The organism is Virgibacillus sp. NKC19-3 (genome assembly GCF_019837165.1).
In the GTDB taxonomy this organism is placed as follows: Bacteria; Bacillota; Bacilli; order Bacillales; family Amphibacillaceae; genus Virgibacillus_L; species Virgibacillus_L saliphilus.
This window is the reverse complement of sequence record NZ_JAGYHC010000001.1, coordinates 2597193-2613461: the sequence shown is the minus strand read 5'-3', so window position 1 is coordinate 2613461 and position 16269 is coordinate 2597193. Positions and strand designations below refer to the sequence as shown.

At 37.6% G+C, this 16269-nt stretch carries 18 protein-coding genes; 12 read left to right on the top strand and 6 right to left on the bottom strand.

Annotated features, from left to right (window positions below):
- Positions 1-131 precede the first annotated feature (131 nt).
- The 3 genes from KFZ56_RS12680 to msrC all read right to left on the bottom strand — a co-directional run bounded on the left by KFZ56_RS12680 (position 132) and on the right by msrC (position 2364).
- Positions 132-560: a GlcG/HbpS family heme-binding protein gene (locus tag KFZ56_RS12680; protein WP_222642288.1), complete on the bottom strand. Its 429-nt coding sequence runs from the start codon at positions 558-560 to the stop codon at positions 132-134.
- Positions 561-964: 404 nt separating this feature from the next.
- Entirely contained in the window at positions 965-1567 is a 603-nt protein-coding gene (rpsD, locus tag KFZ56_RS12675; protein WP_222642287.1) for a 30S ribosomal protein S4, read from the bottom strand.
- Between the two features lie 311 nt (positions 1568-1878).
- The gene (msrC, locus tag KFZ56_RS12670; protein ID WP_222642286.1) at positions 1879-2364 is read right to left on the bottom strand and encodes a free L-methionine (R)-S-oxide reductase MsrC; all 486 of its coding nucleotides are present in this window, start codon (positions 2362-2364) and stop codon (positions 1879-1881) included.
- A 276-nt stretch (positions 2365-2640) separates the two neighbouring features.
- Here msrC and refZ point away from each other — a divergent pair, with 276 nt between their 5' ends.
- From refZ to KFZ56_RS12645, 5 genes are all read left to right on the top strand, one after another.
- Entirely contained in the window at positions 2641-3270 is a 630-nt protein-coding gene (refZ, locus tag KFZ56_RS12665; protein WP_222642285.1) for a forespore capture DNA-binding protein RefZ, read from the top strand.
- Positions 3271-3445: 175 nt separating this feature from the next.
- The gene (ezrA, locus tag KFZ56_RS12660; protein ID WP_222642284.1) at positions 3446-5149 is read left to right on the top strand and encodes a septation ring formation regulator EzrA; all 1704 of its coding nucleotides are present in this window, start codon (positions 3446-3448) and stop codon (positions 5147-5149) included.
- A gap of 106 nt (positions 5150-5255) precedes the next feature.
- Positions 5256-6395 carry a cysteine desulfurase family protein gene (locus KFZ56_RS12655; RefSeq protein ID WP_222642283.1) on the top strand — a complete coding sequence of 380 codons (1140 nt, stop codon included), beginning with the start codon at positions 5256-5258 and terminating at the stop codon, positions 6393-6395.
- Between the two features lie 6 nt (positions 6396-6401).
- Positions 6402-7604, top strand: a complete 1203-nt coding sequence (gene thiI, locus KFZ56_RS12650) for a tRNA uracil 4-sulfurtransferase ThiI (protein WP_222642282.1) — start codon at positions 6402-6404, stop codon at positions 7602-7604.
- A gap of 104 nt (positions 7605-7708) precedes the next feature.
- Positions 7709-7912: an alpha/beta-type small acid-soluble spore protein gene (locus tag KFZ56_RS12645; RefSeq protein WP_222642281.1), complete on the top strand. Its 204-nt coding sequence runs from the start codon at positions 7709-7711 to the stop codon at positions 7910-7912.
- A 155-nt stretch (positions 7913-8067) separates the two neighbouring features.
- On the opposite strand, the gene KFZ56_RS12640 is transcribed toward KFZ56_RS12645, so the two are convergent.
- Positions 8068-8868 carry an NAD kinase gene (locus KFZ56_RS12640; protein ID WP_222642280.1) on the bottom strand — a complete coding sequence of 267 codons (801 nt, stop codon included), beginning with the start codon at positions 8866-8868 and terminating at the stop codon, positions 8068-8070.
- A gap of 128 nt (positions 8869-8996) precedes the next feature.
- Between KFZ56_RS12640 and KFZ56_RS12635 the strand changes: the two genes are divergently transcribed.
- From KFZ56_RS12635 to KFZ56_RS12615, 5 genes are all read left to right on the top strand, one after another.
- Positions 8997-9566, top strand: coding sequence for a DUF2953 domain-containing protein (locus tag KFZ56_RS12635; protein ID WP_222642279.1), 570 nt, complete (start codon positions 8997-8999; stop codon positions 9564-9566).
- Between the two features lie 20 nt (positions 9567-9586).
- Positions 9587-10042: a GerW family sporulation protein gene (gene ytfJ, locus KFZ56_RS12630; protein ID WP_222642278.1), complete on the top strand. Its 456-nt coding sequence runs from the start codon at positions 9587-9589 to the stop codon at positions 10040-10042.
- Positions 10043-10150: 108 nt separating this feature from the next.
- Positions 10151-10651, top strand: coding sequence for a thiol peroxidase (gene tpx / locus KFZ56_RS12625; RefSeq protein WP_222642277.1), 501 nt, complete (start codon positions 10151-10153; stop codon positions 10649-10651).
- Positions 10652-10784: 133 nt separating this feature from the next.
- Complete coding sequence (locus tag KFZ56_RS12620; RefSeq protein WP_222642276.1) at positions 10785-11792, top strand: class I SAM-dependent methyltransferase; 1008 nt, start codon at positions 10785-10787, stop codon at positions 11790-11792.
- Positions 11785-12969 (top strand): acetate kinase, encoded by a 1185-nt coding sequence (locus KFZ56_RS12615; RefSeq protein ID WP_222642275.1) that lies wholly within the window; start codon positions 11785-11787, stop codon positions 12967-12969. Before KFZ56_RS12620 ends, KFZ56_RS12615 begins: the two co-directional genes overlap by 8 nt.
- Before the next feature lie 69 nt (positions 12970-13038).
- On the opposite strand, the gene KFZ56_RS12610 is transcribed toward KFZ56_RS12615, so the two are convergent.
- The gene (locus KFZ56_RS12610; RefSeq protein WP_222642274.1) at positions 13039-13467 is read right to left on the bottom strand and encodes a universal stress protein; all 429 of its coding nucleotides are present in this window, start codon (positions 13465-13467) and stop codon (positions 13039-13041) included.
- 121 nt (positions 13468-13588) lie between these two features.
- On the opposite strand from KFZ56_RS12610, the gene KFZ56_RS12605 reads away from it, so the two are divergent.
- Both KFZ56_RS12605 and ald read left to right on the top strand, forming a co-directional pair.
- Positions 13589-13744, top strand: coding sequence for a hypothetical protein (locus KFZ56_RS12605; RefSeq protein ID WP_222642273.1), 156 nt, complete (start codon positions 13589-13591; stop codon positions 13742-13744).
- 154 nt (positions 13745-13898) lie between these two features.
- Positions 13899-15023 carry an alanine dehydrogenase gene (gene ald / locus KFZ56_RS12600; protein ID WP_222642272.1) on the top strand — a complete coding sequence of 375 codons (1125 nt, stop codon included), beginning with the start codon at positions 13899-13901 and terminating at the stop codon, positions 15021-15023.
- A gap of 74 nt (positions 15024-15097) precedes the next feature.
- Here ald and KFZ56_RS12595 read toward each other — a convergent pair whose 3' ends face one another.
- Entirely contained in the window at positions 15098-16195 is a 1098-nt protein-coding gene (locus KFZ56_RS12595) for a M24 family metallopeptidase (protein ID WP_222642271.1), read from the bottom strand.
- Positions 16196-16269: the final 74 nt, after the last annotated feature.

The window sequence follows — 16269 nt, the reverse complement described above, 5'->3', positions numbered from 1 at the left end:
GGGACAAACAAACGGTTTTAACTAAGAAAACGAACATTTCCGAAGCGATATATGTCCGGAATTTATTTGTTAAAATCACTTTTGTTCCAGCCTCATCGAGCTTTTGTTATCGACATATTCCTTCTTTGTCGTTATCTCATGTTTTCTAAATGAAGCTCATTGAATGCATTAACACCTGCTTCTGCTACTTTTACATCGTTGGGAACCGTACTCCCACTCACCCCAATTGCACCTACAACTTTTCCATCTTTCTCAAGTGGAAAACCACCACCAAATACGACAATACGTCCCTGGTTGGTTGTATTAAGTCCATACAGTTCCGCATGCGGTACTGTAGCTTCTTCGAGGTTAGAAGTAGGCATTTTTAAAGCTACAGACGTCCATGCTTTATTCTGAGCGATGTCAATACTTGCCAACCAAGCATCATCCATACGGTGCGTTGCAACGAGGTTACCACCTTCATCTAAAACGGAAATAACCATTTGGACGCCTAGCTTTGATGCTTCGGCCTCAGCTTGTTCCATAATTTTCGTAGCAATTTCTAGATTCATTTTTCCCATTGAACATTCCTCCCTTTCATAGAAATTACATGTTCTTGTTTCAAAATAATGAATTGAAGTATTAATTATTTTTATTCAAATAATTAAATTAATTCATATTATAGCATTCTTTATTTCCGTATTCAATTTTTTGGAACAGATTTTTTTAAATAAAATTTTTCTCCTGTTTATACGACGCAAGCCATATGCGCTTCACTATTAAAAAGCTGGTTCTATTATGGGGGTGTATGAGAATGTCTGTGTTAATGTGTGACTGAGTTGTAAATGTATGAAGGAAATAAAAATAGGGAGGTCTTCCGTTTGGATTATGGAAAAGAAAATAGCTTATACCCGCAAGTGTAGAATGCATAAAAAACCCTAGAAATGGTGTGACCTCATTTCTAGGGTTTAAAATCCGATTAATTTTAACGAGAGTAGAATTCAACAATTAGCGCTTCATTAATCTCAGCTGGAAGTTCGGAACGCTCAGGATAACGCGTGTATGTTCCTTCCATTTTATCTTCATCAAATGTTATATACTCCGGTACAAAGTTGTTTACTTCAAGAGCCTCTTTAATGATGTCGAGATTTTTCGATCTTTCACGTAAACCGACAACTTGCCCTGGTACTAAGGTATAAGATGGAATATCAACACGTTTACCATCTACTGTAACATGACCATGATTAACTAGCTGACGTGCTTGTTTACGTGTACGGGCGAGCCCCATGCGGTAAACCATGTTATCAAGGCGTGAGTCAAGTAGAATCATGAAATTTTCACCATGGATACCTTTCATGTTTCCAGCCTTTTCAAACAAGTTAACGAATTGACGTTCATTTAATCCGTAAGTGAAGCGCAATTTTTGCTTTTCTTGTAGTTGTAGGCCATATTCAGACATTTTCTTTCTTTGGTTAGGACCATGTTGACCAGGAGCGTAAGGGCGTTTATCCAATTCCTTACCAGTTCCCGTTAATGAAATGCCAAACCGACGTGACTTCTTCCATACGGATCCAGTATAGCGTGACATATAAATTTCTCCTTCTTAGTTTATTTTGCATAAAATAAACGCGCGTGAACACTACGTTGTCCATTATGTTTTCATGTACCATCGCTCCAGCAGCAGAGAGTTACACGATACACCTCTTTATCTGTGCTTAAAAATCCAGTAAAACGAGGAACACAATGGGTTCAAGCGCAAATTCACATAGGCTACTTTTATTATTTTACACAAAAAATAGTATATAAGTTATACAGCGAAAAGTCAACTATTTATTTATGCCTGTCAATCTCGTATTCCATGTTACAATGAAGAAAGAAATTTATTCGTCACAAAACGTGTCATTTGTTTAAATGTCTTTCTAACACACGAACGAATTTTTCAAGATAATGTTGATCCATTTCATCAAACCGATCTATAATTGGGCTATCAATATCGAGTACACCATAAAGATTATCCTCTAAGGAAATTGGCACAACAATTTCGGATTGACTAGCGGCGTCACAAGCAATATGTCCAGGAAATTGGTTTACATCAGCGACACGCTGCGTTTCACGCTCTTTCATGGCAGTACCGCAGACACCCTTGCCATACGCGATTCGAATACATGCAGGTAGTCCTTGGAAAGGGCCGAGAACTAACTCATGATTTCTCCAAATGTAAAAACCAACCCAATTAATTTCTGTTAAGAATTGGTTTAGTAATGCAGATGCATTGGACAGCAGCGCAATGTGATCCATCTCGTCGTTACTAAGTGCATCCAGCTGTTTGATCATTAATTCATAGTCTTTCATTTTGTTTTCAGCATACGTAGTTGTTTGAACCATAAATCTTCCTCTTTTCTTATAACTATTTCGACAATCCAGAGAGATTTGTCGAGAAAAAAATGCAGGATAATTAGTCTCTTTGTCGTAATGGATAATGTAAGAGGATGTTCAAAAAGTCCGGTAAAAAATGACAACGAATTTCGCACGAAAGGTTGCTTTTTCGCTACTCACGTATTAATTGTATACGTTCCGTTGCGCTTTAAAGCTATGCCGCCTCGAACTTCTCGGTCTTTTTTATTCTCCTTTTTGAACACCCCACTAAGGAGTTGAGTAGATATGAAAAAGAATCCATCTAAACAAAAAGTTATCGATGCTGCTTCTTCCCTGTTTTTTCAAAAAGGGTTCAGCGGCACATCTGTAAGAGATATCGCTGAAAAGGCCGATGTAAACGTATCATTGATCAGCTATTATTTTAAGAGTAAGCAAGGCCTTTTGGAATATGCGGTCACTCAGTATTATGAAGCATATTTACGAATCATGGAAGAGACATTAGAGGAAACAGAATCGTTAACTCCATTGGAAAAATTAAAAGAATTAATCTCTGTCATTATACAATATAAACAGCATAATCATCAATTTTCCAGTTTTATTCACAGGGAATTATCGCTTGATTCCATTTTTGTAAGAGAAATGGCTGTGACTTATCTGGCAAAGGAAAATCATATTATCAGTAATACGTTTTTCGATGCGTTACATGTGCCTGAGAAAAGCGAAGTGGACAGACAGTTTTTATTAATGCAGCTTAAGGGAATGTTGCTCACTCCGTATGTTCTGCAGAATGAATGGAAAGATCAAGTGGTGGGTGAATACTCCCATAACGTATTCGCAAAAAAATATGTAAAAACAATCCATTATTGGTTGGATTTTATTATGGATCAAAAAGATGTAACTGCTGAAATGAAATAAAAATCATAAAAAAAGGCACGAATTCTTAATTAATTTGTATTTTTTTAGCCAAAATTGCTCTTAACATGGTATCATAGATACTATATTATGTAATTACGATCTTATACTACTACCTGTTCTTTCTTCAAGAGGCTTCACCCTCTTATATAGAAGTATCTTTAGGAGGCATCTGGATATGGCATACATCATTGGAATTATACTAGTTATTATCGCATTAATTATTATTGGACTTATCTTACGCAAGAGGGTATATGATGTTGTGGATAAATATGAAGCCTGGAAAATGGACATTATGGACCGGAACATTGCTTCGCAGCTTGGACGTATTAAAAGTCTGAATTTATCAGGGGAAACGCAGGAAAAATTCGAAGCTTGGAAAGAGCGATTAGAATTCATCCTAACAAAAGAATTACCGGATATCGAAGAACATTTGTTTGATGCAGAAGAAGCGGCAGATCGCTATCGGTTTTCCAAAGCGAAAAAAACATTAAATAATACAGAGAAGGTATTATATTCGATTGAAAATGATATTGAAAAAATGTTGAAGGAAGTCGATGATCTCCTTGAATCTGAAGAAACAAGCCGAACCGAGGCAACAAACATAGAGCCAAATATAAAAGCTTTACGTAAGGCTCTCTCCCAAAATCGATATCAATACGGGAAAGCAGAACGTTATTTTGATCTAAAAATTGATGAATTAGAAGAAAAACTGGCGACATATTATGATTTAGTGTCAACCGGAGATTATTATGAAGCGAAGCAAACCATTGATGACCTTAAGGTTAGTTTGGAAGGGCTAGAACAACAGATTGATGAGTTTCCGGCTATTTATAAGATGTGCAGACACGAATTGCCCACGCAACTTGATGAATTATACGCCGGCCTAAAAGAGATGAAAAAGGATGGATATCGTGTGGACCATCTTGCCTTTGAAAAGGAGATACGTGCGTATAAGGAGCAACTTTTAGATACTGTCAATAAGTTGGAAAGTGGGGATACATCCGGAATTGAAGAAATGGTTACGGAAATTGATGAAAGAGTTAAAGAGATGTATCAGCTCTTGGAAAAAGAAGCAATTGCGAAGAACTATGTAGAAAGTCAAATGCCAAGCTTTCGAGATTCAGTAGATCAATTAAGCAATACATTCCAAGACACGAAAACAGAAGTAGAACAATTAAAACAAACCTATTACTTTGAAGACAGTGATATGGAAAGTTATTTAGCCTTGGATAAAAGAATTAGTTCGTTAAAAAGTCAATTGGAAGAGTTATCCAATGATATGGAAACCGCGGATATATCTCATTCCCAGTTACGGGAAGAGCTTGAAAACGGATTTGTTCAAATAGAAGAACTGCAACAGAATCATGAAGAATTCAAAAAGCGAATTCAAAATTTGCGTAAGGATGAAATAGAGGCAAAAGAGAAATTACGGGAAATGAGGGGAGAGCTTTACGACACAAGTCGAAAGTTGAAAAAAAGCAATATCCCTGGTGTTCCAACTTTCATCTGGAATATGATAGAGACCGCCTCAGAGAAAAACAGCCGTGTTGTGAAGGCATTGGAAAAACAACCATTGGATATGGCTGAAGTTCAACACGCTTTGAACGAATCCAAAAAAGCGATTGATAATGTGATAGAGCAAACGGATATGATGTTAGAACAGGCATATTTAACAGAACAGGTTATTCAATATGCAAATAGATATCGTAGTCAGTATCCACTTCTTGCAGCCCAACTCAGTGAGTCTGAGCGCTTGTTTAGATCTTATGAATATGAATTAGCTCTAGAAAAAGCAGCAAAGGCTGTAGAAGAAATAGAACCGGGCGCCCTTAAACGAATAGAAGCATACCAGGAAGTAGAAGTAACCCATTCATCATAAACAAGGACTAAAGGCTGTCTTTAGGAAAAGAATAATATTATTCTTTTCCTAAGGTCAGCCTTGCCTTTTTCGTATTTTTTCGCATAGAATGAAGGAGTTTTCAACAATGATTTACTTAGATAATAGCGCAACAACCAAACCAGATCCAGCTGTGCTGAAAAGTTTTGAACGGGTTTCCAGTCAATATTTTGCAAATCCGTCATCCATTCATCAGCTTGGCGGTGAAACAGAAAAATTATTAAAACAAGCTAAAAAACAAGCTGCATCTATCCTAAAAGTCAGTCCCGATGAAATTGTATTTACATCCGGAGGAACAGAAGGAAATAATACAGCCATTAAAGGAATTGCATTGGAACATCAGGAGAGAGGGAAGCATATTATTACCTCAGAAATTGAGCATCCATCTGTTCACGATGCATGTCAAAGTTTAGAATCGTTGGGATTTGACATCACCTATTTGCCCGTTAATCAGGCCGGTGTAATCACTGTAGAAGATGTGGAAAACGCAATTAAGCATGACACGATTCTAATTAGTTTGATGCATGTAAATAATGAACTGGGTTCGATACAACCGATTAAAGAGATTGGAGAAATAGCCAAGCGGCATCCAAAACTTTTTTTCCATGTAGATGATGTACAAGGGATAGGGAAAGTACCGCTTCCATTAAGAGATAGCGGTATTGATCTATGTACATTTTCGGCTCATAAAATTCATGGATTAAAAGGAACGGGTATTTTATATGTAGGAAATCGTACAAAATTATTTCCCTTATTACATGGGGGAAGTCAGGAACAGGGTATTCGCTCAGGAACTGAAAATCTAGCTGGTGCTGTAGCAATGGTTAAAGCACTTCGTTTCATTAAAGAGAGGGAGAAAAAGGAAGTCCATCGTTTGTATGAATTAAGTGATTATCTAAAAAGTGAATTGCAGCAATTGACTAGTGTTGAGGTAAATACGGCAGATCATGCAGCTCCACACATTATCAATTTTTCAGTCGTGGGCGCGAAACCGGAAGTAATTATTCATATGCTTGGGGAGGAAAATATCTTTATTTCAACCAAATCCGCTTGCTCTTCAAAACAAAAGGATGAGAGCAAAGTGCTTACTGCTTGTGGATTTGATAAAGCACGTTCAACTTCCGCGTTGCGCGTTAGCTTATCCTATCAAACAACAAGGGATGATATTACCGTATTTCTTCAAGCTATAGAAAAAGCAATTAACCAATTTAAAGAAGTAATGGAGTAGATAACGATGCAATATGATCATATTTTAATCCGCTATGGCGAAATGGCTTTAAAAGGAAAAAACATGAATAAATTTATTAGCCGATTACAGGAAAATATCCAGCATAAATTAAAAGAATTTGCACATATAAAGGTGAAACGTACACAGGGGAGAATGTTCGTTTTATTACATGGACATGACCCGGAACAAGTTATAGACAAATGTAAGAATGTCTTCGGTATTCAAAGCTTGAGTCTGGCGATAAAGGTAGAGAATGATGTTGATGCAATTAAGGACGGAGCATTGTATGCATTGACAAACAGTGTTGATGTTCATCAATTTAAGGTAACTGTAAAACGGGTAAATAAAGATTTTCCTATAGGATCCCAAGAGATGAATCAAGTGTTAGGAGGTCACCTGCTGTCAAATACAGATGGCTATGCTGTGGATGTGCATCAGCCCGATATGGAAATCAACGTGGAAATTCGGTCAGAAGCCACTTATATTACATCACAAGTGATACCAGGACTTGGTGGACTACCTGTGGGAACATCAGGAAAATCACTTTTGATGCTGTCTGGTGGAATTGATAGTCCAGTGGCAGGGTATTTAGCAATGAAGCGTGGTGTCCAGATTGAGGCAATCCACTTTCACTCCCCACCATTTACTAGTGAGCGGGCTAAACAGAAAGTAATTGATTTGGCGGAAACGTTGACGAAATACGGAAATTCGATCAAGATTCATGTGGTACCATTTACAAAACTGCAACAGGAAATTTTTCGTGAAATGCCTGATGGCTATGCAATGACAATTATGCGCCGTATCATGATGCGTATCAGTGAAAAAATCAGCGAAAGCGAATCGATCTTATCGATAACAACAGGTGAAAATCTTGGTCAGGTTGCCAGCCAAACGATGGAAAGTATGCACACGATTAATGAAGTCACTAATTATCCAATCCTAAGGCCATTAATCACCATGGATAAACAGGAAATCATAAAGATTGCACAGGAAATTGACACATATGATACCTCCATTCTGCCTTATGAAGACTGTTGCACGATATTTGTTCCGAAATCACCTAAAACCAGGCCGACTCGTGAAAAAGTAAATCAATTTGAATCCAACAAAGATTTTACAAATTTGATTGAAGAAGCAGTAAACCAAGCAGAAGTCGTTAAAGTGAGTGACCAAAGAGAGTCAGCGTCCGTATTTGATGACTTATTATAACATGGTAAAAAAAGCTAATCTAACAACATCTACCAATTAAAATCATGCATGGTTTTCCTTCTTGTGACACATTCTATAAGTACCAAGCAAGGAGGTGAACTAACATGGCAAATAATAATAACTCAAACCAATTAGTAGTACCTGGTGTTCAACAAGCATTGGACCAAATGAAAACAGAGATTGCACAAGAATTTGGCGTGCAACTTGGTGCTGATTCAACTTCTCGTTCGAACGGTTCTGTTGGGGGAGAAATCACAAAACGTCTGGTTCAAATGGCTGAACAACAATTTGGTGGTCAACAATATTAAATAAATATGAATGGCTAAGGGTTATTCCTATTATAGGAATAACCCTTTATCTTTATATTTGCAATGAAATAGGGAAAAAATGAACGGAAAAGATTAAGATAATGGAAATCAGATATTTTCTAATTTATACCAACATGACTTCTGATATTGGATGTCTAAAGAAACGTACGTTTCACACGATCCCAGTAAGAGTTATTTTTCAATTTAACAGTTTTAATTATCTTATCACTTAATGTGATGGTTATATCTTTGATATTTCGAATAGAGTATGCTTCATTGTCCAATCCAATAATTGGATAATCATTTCCGTCTTGAATGACATCCAATCCTAACTTGCGATCTTTGCTTAGAACAAATGATGAGCCGAGTGTACGGTACCGGTTATTATTCAGGGATGCAAGCTCCGATACTTGAAAGCTGGGAATTAATGGATCAATAACTGCCCCGTTTGTTGACTTATTATACCCTGTACTACCAGTAGGGGTTGCTACAATTAAACCATCTCCACGGAAGGTTTCAAAATGAAGGTCATCTATATGTACATCAATAGCGATGGATTTAATAATCGTTGATCGTACACTTAATTCATTAAGGCAATAAAACGCAGATTCGCCGTTTATAACTACCTTTATAACTGGGAAGCGGCGCACTTCCATTTCTGCATATAACATAGTATCAAGCATTTGCTGAAAGTTGTCCATGTTAAAATCACAATATAAACCTGATTCATCAGAATAAGTTATTCCCGTATATAAACAATCCTGACGAAATCCTGTTTTTCTTACAGCTTGCAGGAAAGCTCCGTCTCCACCAATACTTACGATAATACTGGCGTCATTTGCATTGTCTACCACATTGAAATTATTTTCCTTTGCTAGATCGAATAAAGTTTGTAATTTATCTTCAATCGTTTCATCCTTGTGATAATAAAAAAACATATTTCTTCTATTTGGCATACCATTACCTCCACATTCATTAGGGTTGTCTATATTTTAGCATTTTTATCGAAATTATCCCATGAAAGTGAGATTAATGGATTAAAATTGGAAAGTTGTAGCAAAATAAGTGTAGGAGGAGTTGCGTAATGCTATGGATCTTATTAAGTGTTGCCCTCATGCTTATCATTTTAATTCTATTATCTTCACGGATAACTTTTACATCTACGATTACGTATACGCAACGTGAGCAGTCTTTTTCAATTGCTGTTTCCATGTATCGTATTCGTTTGTATCAAAAGAAGGCAGCTATCACGATGGATCATGAAACTCATAAGGAGATAAATTTTGATTCGTTTCAGGGGGATTTGCGTCTAGCCGTTCACTTATTACAGGAATTAAATCCTCTTGTAAATTACATACTAAAAAACACGTACTTCCATAAACTAAAATGGATCACTAAAGGCGGAACCGGAGATGCAGGTACTACTGGAGTAGCAACTGGAGGTGTATGGGCGATAAAGGGAATTCTTATTGGAATAATCGGGGAAAAAAGTAATTTAAAAAGCCAACCTGTTATCCACGTATCTCCACATTTTCAACAGCCATTTTTTTTATCCACATTTGAATGTATGGTGTCACTGAAGTTAGGAAAAGCTATGTACGCACTTTTTAAAGCAATGCGGGTATTTTCCCGGAAAGAAAAGGTATTCAGTTAAAAAACGTAAGGAGGATCATCATGAGTGAACATCCTATCGAAGGATTAATGACAACAGCGATGGAAAATTTAAAAGACATGATTGAGGTTAATACTATCATTGGAGATCCGGTTAAATCTCCGGATGGCAGTTTAATTATACCGGTTTCAAAACTGGGATTTGGATTTGCTGCAGGAGGGAGCGAGTTTAACAATTCTTACAGTAGTAGTTCTGATGCCTCGGAGGATACGCTTCCATTTGGTGGTGGTAGTGGAGGAGGCGTCTCTATTACTCCTGTGGCATTTTTAATTGTGAGTGAGCAAGGTATTAAGATGGTTCACTTAGATCAAAGTACACATATATATGAGAAAATGTTGGACTTCGCACCACAGGTTGTGGAAAAGGTGCAGGAAATTATTAAAGATGCAGGAAAAGTAAAGATGCCGGAAGATAAGGAAAAGCAACAAACGAAAAAAGCCTCCAAGTATGATATTTAGGGCTTCGTAAATATGTAAATGGATTCCGTTTAAATGATTTGTATTGTTGGACAAGCGCTGATATTATAGTCATAATAAAAGAAGTAAACGATAAGGGGAAGTGATTATATGGCTACTATTACATTCAATCAAGAACCTGTTACTCTGCTAGGGACAGAAATTCAAGTAGGTGATCAGGCACAAGACTTTACTGTTGTATCCAATGATTTGAAGGACGTTTCACTAAATGATTACAAAGGGAAGATAAAGTTAATTAGTGTCGTACCCTCTATTGATACAGGCGTTTGTTCAGAGCAAACGAAACGTTTTAATGAGGAAGCGGATAAAATGGATAATGTTCAAGTATTAACCATCAGCATGGATCTTCCTTTTGCTCAACAGCGCTGGTGTGCCGCCAATGGTATTAAAAAACTTGATACATTATCGGATCACCGATATGCAGACTTCGGTGAAAAATACGGGGTTTTAATCAAAGAATTACGTTTATTATCCAGATCGATCTTTGTTGTTGACTCCAATGATAACGTTACTTATGTGGAATATGTGAACGAGGTGACCAATCATCCCGATTATGATGCTGCTTTAAAGGCAGCTCAAGCGGCAAAATAAATTCGTGATTCTCTCTCGCGTGCAGCGGGGGAGTCTTTTTCTGTGAATGGATCTTCCATGTGTAAGTTTGTACATAGATGGTTATAATTTGGTACAATAAATACGGCTTATAGGAAGAAGCGGAGGATTTGTAATGGAGAAATCAAATGTGGAAATGTTATATGAGTGGTTAGATCAGACAGTAGAAATAATACAAAAGCATGAAGAGGAATCATACTTGGATAGCCTGACAACGACAATGGAAGTACTCTTTTATCAAGATGTTCCGAAAGCGATGGATGACATTTTATCCTATAAAGTACAAAATGCTTTAAAGGAAGTTGATTTTGGTGGGTATAAAGTAGAAGATATCCGTAAAGGAATCCAACTAGCTATACTGAAAGGTATGAAGGATTCGACGCAACAACAGCATTTAATGACTCCCGAAACGGTGGCATTATTAGTAGGGTATTTTGCAGAGAAAATAACAGTAGGCAAGAAAAAGGTAAGCCTTTTTGATCCTGTTAGTGGAACAGCCAACCTTCTCACTACAGTTATGAACCAGTTGGATAGGCAGGTAGTAGAAGCATATGCGGGAGAGGTAGATCCTACACTAATTCAGTTGGGTATGTTAAATGCTAATTTACAACAAAAAGAAATAGAATTCTTCCATCAGGATAGTTTGCGCCCCTTTTTACTGGATCCTGTAGATTTAGTAGTTGCCGATTTGCCGGTTGGCTATTATCCCGATGATATTAGGGCAAATGATTTTGAATTAAAAGCGGATGAAGGTCATTCGTATTCCCACCATTTGTTCATTGAACAAGCACTGAATTATACGAATACGGGTGGATATTTAATTTTTGTTATTCCTGATTTTCTATTTAACAGTGATCAGTCAGACAAGCTTCATAGCTTTATGCAACAATATGCGCATATTGTTGGTGTTGTGCGGTTACCTGAGAGTGCCTTTAAATCAGAAAAAAATATGAAAAGCATCCTAATTCTTCAAAAGGCAGGAGAAGGTACATCCGCGCCAAAACAACCATTGCTTGTACAAATGCCATCATTTAAAAATACTGCAGCAATGAGTGATATATTGGAACAAATGAATACGTGGTTTTCAAAGTATAACAACAGGGAGTTGAACAACGATGAGTAATATACTAGCAATAAATGCAGGCAGTTCATCATTGAAATTTCAATTAATCCAAATGCCAGAAGAGGAAGTTTCAGCTAAAGGACTGATTGAACGAATTGGCTTGAATGATTCCGTGTTTACACTGGAAGTAAATGACAATGAAGAAGAAGTAGTAGAGGACATTCCTAATCACGAGGTTGCAGTAACAAAACTACTGCAGGGATTAAAGTCTTCCGGGGTAATTGAATCACTTGATGAGGTTGATGCAGTCGGACATCGCATTGTCCATGGTGGGGAGTACTTTAGCGATTCCGTAAAATTGACAGATGAAGTTATTCAAAAGATCGAAAAAGTTTCCGAATTAGCACCATTACACAATCCAGCAAATTTAACAGGTATTCGCGCATTTAAAGAAATCCTGCCAAATGTTCCAATGGTTGCGGTGTTTGATACGGCATTTCATCAAACAATGCCTGAATCATCCTATTTATACAGTTTACCATATGAATATTATAAGGATTATGGCATTCGTAAATACGGGTTTCATGGGACGTCCCATAAATATGTATCTCAGCGTGCAGCAGAACTCATTGGTCTCCCATTAAATCAACTACGATTAATCTCATGTCATTTAGGAAATGGGGCTAGTATTGCTGCAATCAAGGATGGAGAATCGATCGATACATCTATGGGCTTCACTCCATTAGCGGGGGTCACAATGGGGACGCGCTCCGGAAATATAGATCCGGCCTTGATTCCATATATTATGGAAAAGACAGGCAACTCTGCTGAAGAAGTAATCGATGTGCTTAACAAAAGGAGTGGAATGCTCGCATTGTCCGGATTCTCGAGTGATCTGCGCGATATTGAATTGCAATCCGGGGAAAATGATCGGGCAGAACTTGCATTGGATGTTTTTGCAGGTAGAATCCATAAATATATCGGATCCTACGCTGCCAAAATGTCAGGTGTTGATGCCATTATCTTCACAGCAGGTGTTGGTGAAAATAGTACCACGATTCGAGAAAAGGTATTAAATGGGTTGGAATTTATGGGGATCTACTGGGATCCCAAATTAAATCAAATCCGAGGAAGAGAGCAATTCATTAATTACCCGCATTCGCCAGTCAAAGTCATTGTAATCCCAACGAATGAAGAGGTAATGATAGCAAGAGATACAGTAAGATTGTCCTCATAAACGAAAAGGTTTTGCTTGGGTTTGCCGCCTGCAAAACCTTTTTGATTTTAGAAAAAGCAATCGTTCAACCTAACGTATAACTAACACATCACATGTTGCATATCTGGTTATACTTTCAGAAACACTACCAATTAGAAATCGCTCTACAGCATTCATACCAGTTGCTCCACATATAATCAGGTCTGCATCAAAATTCCCGGCAATGTCCTTTGCTATTTTAATTTTAGGTGATCCGTACTCAATACATTTAACAATATTTTCTACACCTGCCGTTTTGGCATTATCTACGTAACTATCCAGCAGTTCTTTCGCATGATTCTCAGAGCGCTCTGCCAATGTGCGGTCATATGCTTCTGCCGTGGCAAATGTGCGAGAATCAACAACATGGGCAAGAATAAGTCGTGCATTATTACGTTTGACGATATCCAATGACTTATTGAATGCCTTTTCAGAAGCTTCAGAACCATCAACAGCAACAACAATATGGTTGTATTCCATTTTGAATTCCCCCTCTCATTAAAGTATATACCCTTTTTTTATGTACGACAATCCGTTTTTGGAAAAATAAATCAAGACATGGTTACAGATTTTTGGACACACTATAAAAGGAGGTGATTTTTTGTCTAAAAAGGATACCAAACGAGAAAATCTTATGGAAGATAAAAAAGGTATTGCCACTGTTCAAAATCAACTGAATGAAAGTTACCAAAGTGGTGTCATCGAACAGTTAAATAATAATAAGCATATATACACGTATAATAACCGAAAAAATTAATTCCTCATGATCCATCCTGCCAAAGGGTGGATCATTTTTTCTTTGATCATTTATGAAATGATAGTCGTGCTTTTTAAAAAGACATTTGCTATAATGAAAATGGTTACAATGTTCAATATCGAAAATATACATAACGTTAAAGGAGGTATAGCACTTGAAAATAGGTGTGCCAAGAGAGATTAAAAACAATGAAAACAGGGTAGCAATTGCCCCGTCTGGCGTTTTTACGCTAAAAGAAGCGGGCAATGACGTCTATATAGAAACAGGAGCAGGACTTGGCTCCGGTTTTACAGACGAACAGTATGAAAATGCTGGAGCTAAAATGATGTCAACAGCAAAAGAAATATGGTCAATGGAAATGGTGATGAAGGTAAAAGAACCGCTGGAATCGGAATACGATTATTTTTATGAAGGTCTTATTTTATTTACGTACTTACATTTAGCGGCTGAACCGAAACTTACGAAGGTGATGGCTGATAAAAAAGTTATCGGTATAGCATATGAAACCGTACAGTTAGCAGATGGCTCTTTACCATTGTTAACCCCTATGAGTGAAGTTGCTGGACGTATGGCTGCTCAAATTGGAGCGCAATTTTTAGAAAAGTCTAAAGGTGGAAAAGGGGCACTGCTAGCCGCGATTCCAGGCGTTAAGCGAAGTAAAGTAACCATCATTGGTGGCGGTGTAGTTGGGACGAATACGGCCAAAATTGCGGTCGGTTTAGGTGCGGATGTAACTATCATTGATTTAAATCCGGAACGATTACGCCAACTAGATGATCTTTTTGGTTCTTCGATTAATACATTAATGTCAAATCCGATGAATATTAGTGAGGCTGTGGCAGAATCAGATCTTGTCATTGGTTCTGTATTAATTCCCGGCGCAAAAGCACCGCAATTGGTAACGGAAGAAATGATAAAAGAAATGAGAGATGGCTCTGTCATTGTAGATGTAGCCATTGATCAGGGTGGAAATTTCGAAACAAGCGATCACATTACAACACATGATGATCCTACATTTACAAAACATGGCGTTCTGCACTACTGTGTATCAAATATTCCAGGGGCAGTACCTCAAACAGCAACGATTGGATTAGCTAATGTAACGGTTCCTTATGCACTGCAATTAGCTAACAAAGGCTACCTTCAGGCTTGTCTGGATAATGAATCCTTGTTAAAAGGGATTAATACATTAGATGGATATGTGACCCATAAAGCTGTCGCAGAGGCCCATAATGTGGAATTTGAAGATGTAAAGGCATTATTAAAAAATAAGGCATGAACAAGAGCACTTTTACGGTATTGACCTCCAAAGTTAAATTTCTTTGGGGGTCAGTACCTGTGTGCTCTTGTTCATCATTCTATAATCTGTAATTTCTTGGACGATTTGGTTAAGATTTCGGGGCCTTTTTCCGTCATGAAGATCATATCTTCAATACGAACACCGCCTGCTTCAGGGACGTAGATGCCCGGTTCGATGGTATAGCACATTCCTGGCTTCAGTGACAACTTATTATTCCCATGCATCGAAGGATATTCATGTGTTTGAATGCCTAATCCATGCCCGATCCGATGTGTGAAGTAATCGCCATAACCAGATTTGTCGATATGATCTCTTGCCGCTTTATCAATGTTGCCGACGGGTGTTAGGGGTTGTGACGCTTTAATTGCTTTTTCTTGGGCAGCTAACACTGTGTTATAAATTTTTTCTTGCTCTTCTGTTATGGTTTTATAGGCAACTGTTCTTGAAATATCAGAACAATATCCCTCAAAAACAACACCAAGATCAAACAGGATTAAATCGCCTGCACTAATTTTTTTCATGGACGGGGTTCCATGTGGAGAGGCTGTTTGAATTCCTGATAGTGCCATTGTCTGAAAGGACATTTGTTGTACACCGTGTTTCTTTAATTCAAATTCGATTTGAGCGATAACGTCCAGTTCACTAACTCCTTCTTTAATGGCTTTAATCCCTGTATCTATACCTAAATCAGCCAGTTCCGCCGCTTGTTTTAACAAAGTATATTCTTTTTTATTTTTCATAACACGCAAGTTGGCCACTATTTCTTGTGCGTTTGAAATAGCTGTATCAGGGAGATTATCTTTTATGGATTCATAACGCTCAAGTGTAATATGATCATACTCAATACCAAGTGACTTTGGAACTTTCCCGTTGCTTTGTAAGGTCTCTGCGAACAACTGCCATGGGTTCTCGTGATCGTGATAGCCAATTATTGTAAAGCTCCAGCCGGCTTTCTTCGCATCGTCAACTTCCATAGCGGGTACTATTAATAACGGATCAAGCGAAGTACTTATATAAACCGCAATTAAACGTTCATGTGGATCTGTGTAGTAACCACTCAAATAATAAAAATTGGCGGTTGATGTAACGAGCATCCCATCTAAATGGTTCCGTTCCATTTCTTTCATTAGTGTTTCTATTCGATTTGACATACGTAAGACACCTCACTCATAATTTATGTATATTACGATTATAACAGAATCTAGGGTATTTACTGAAACCTTTT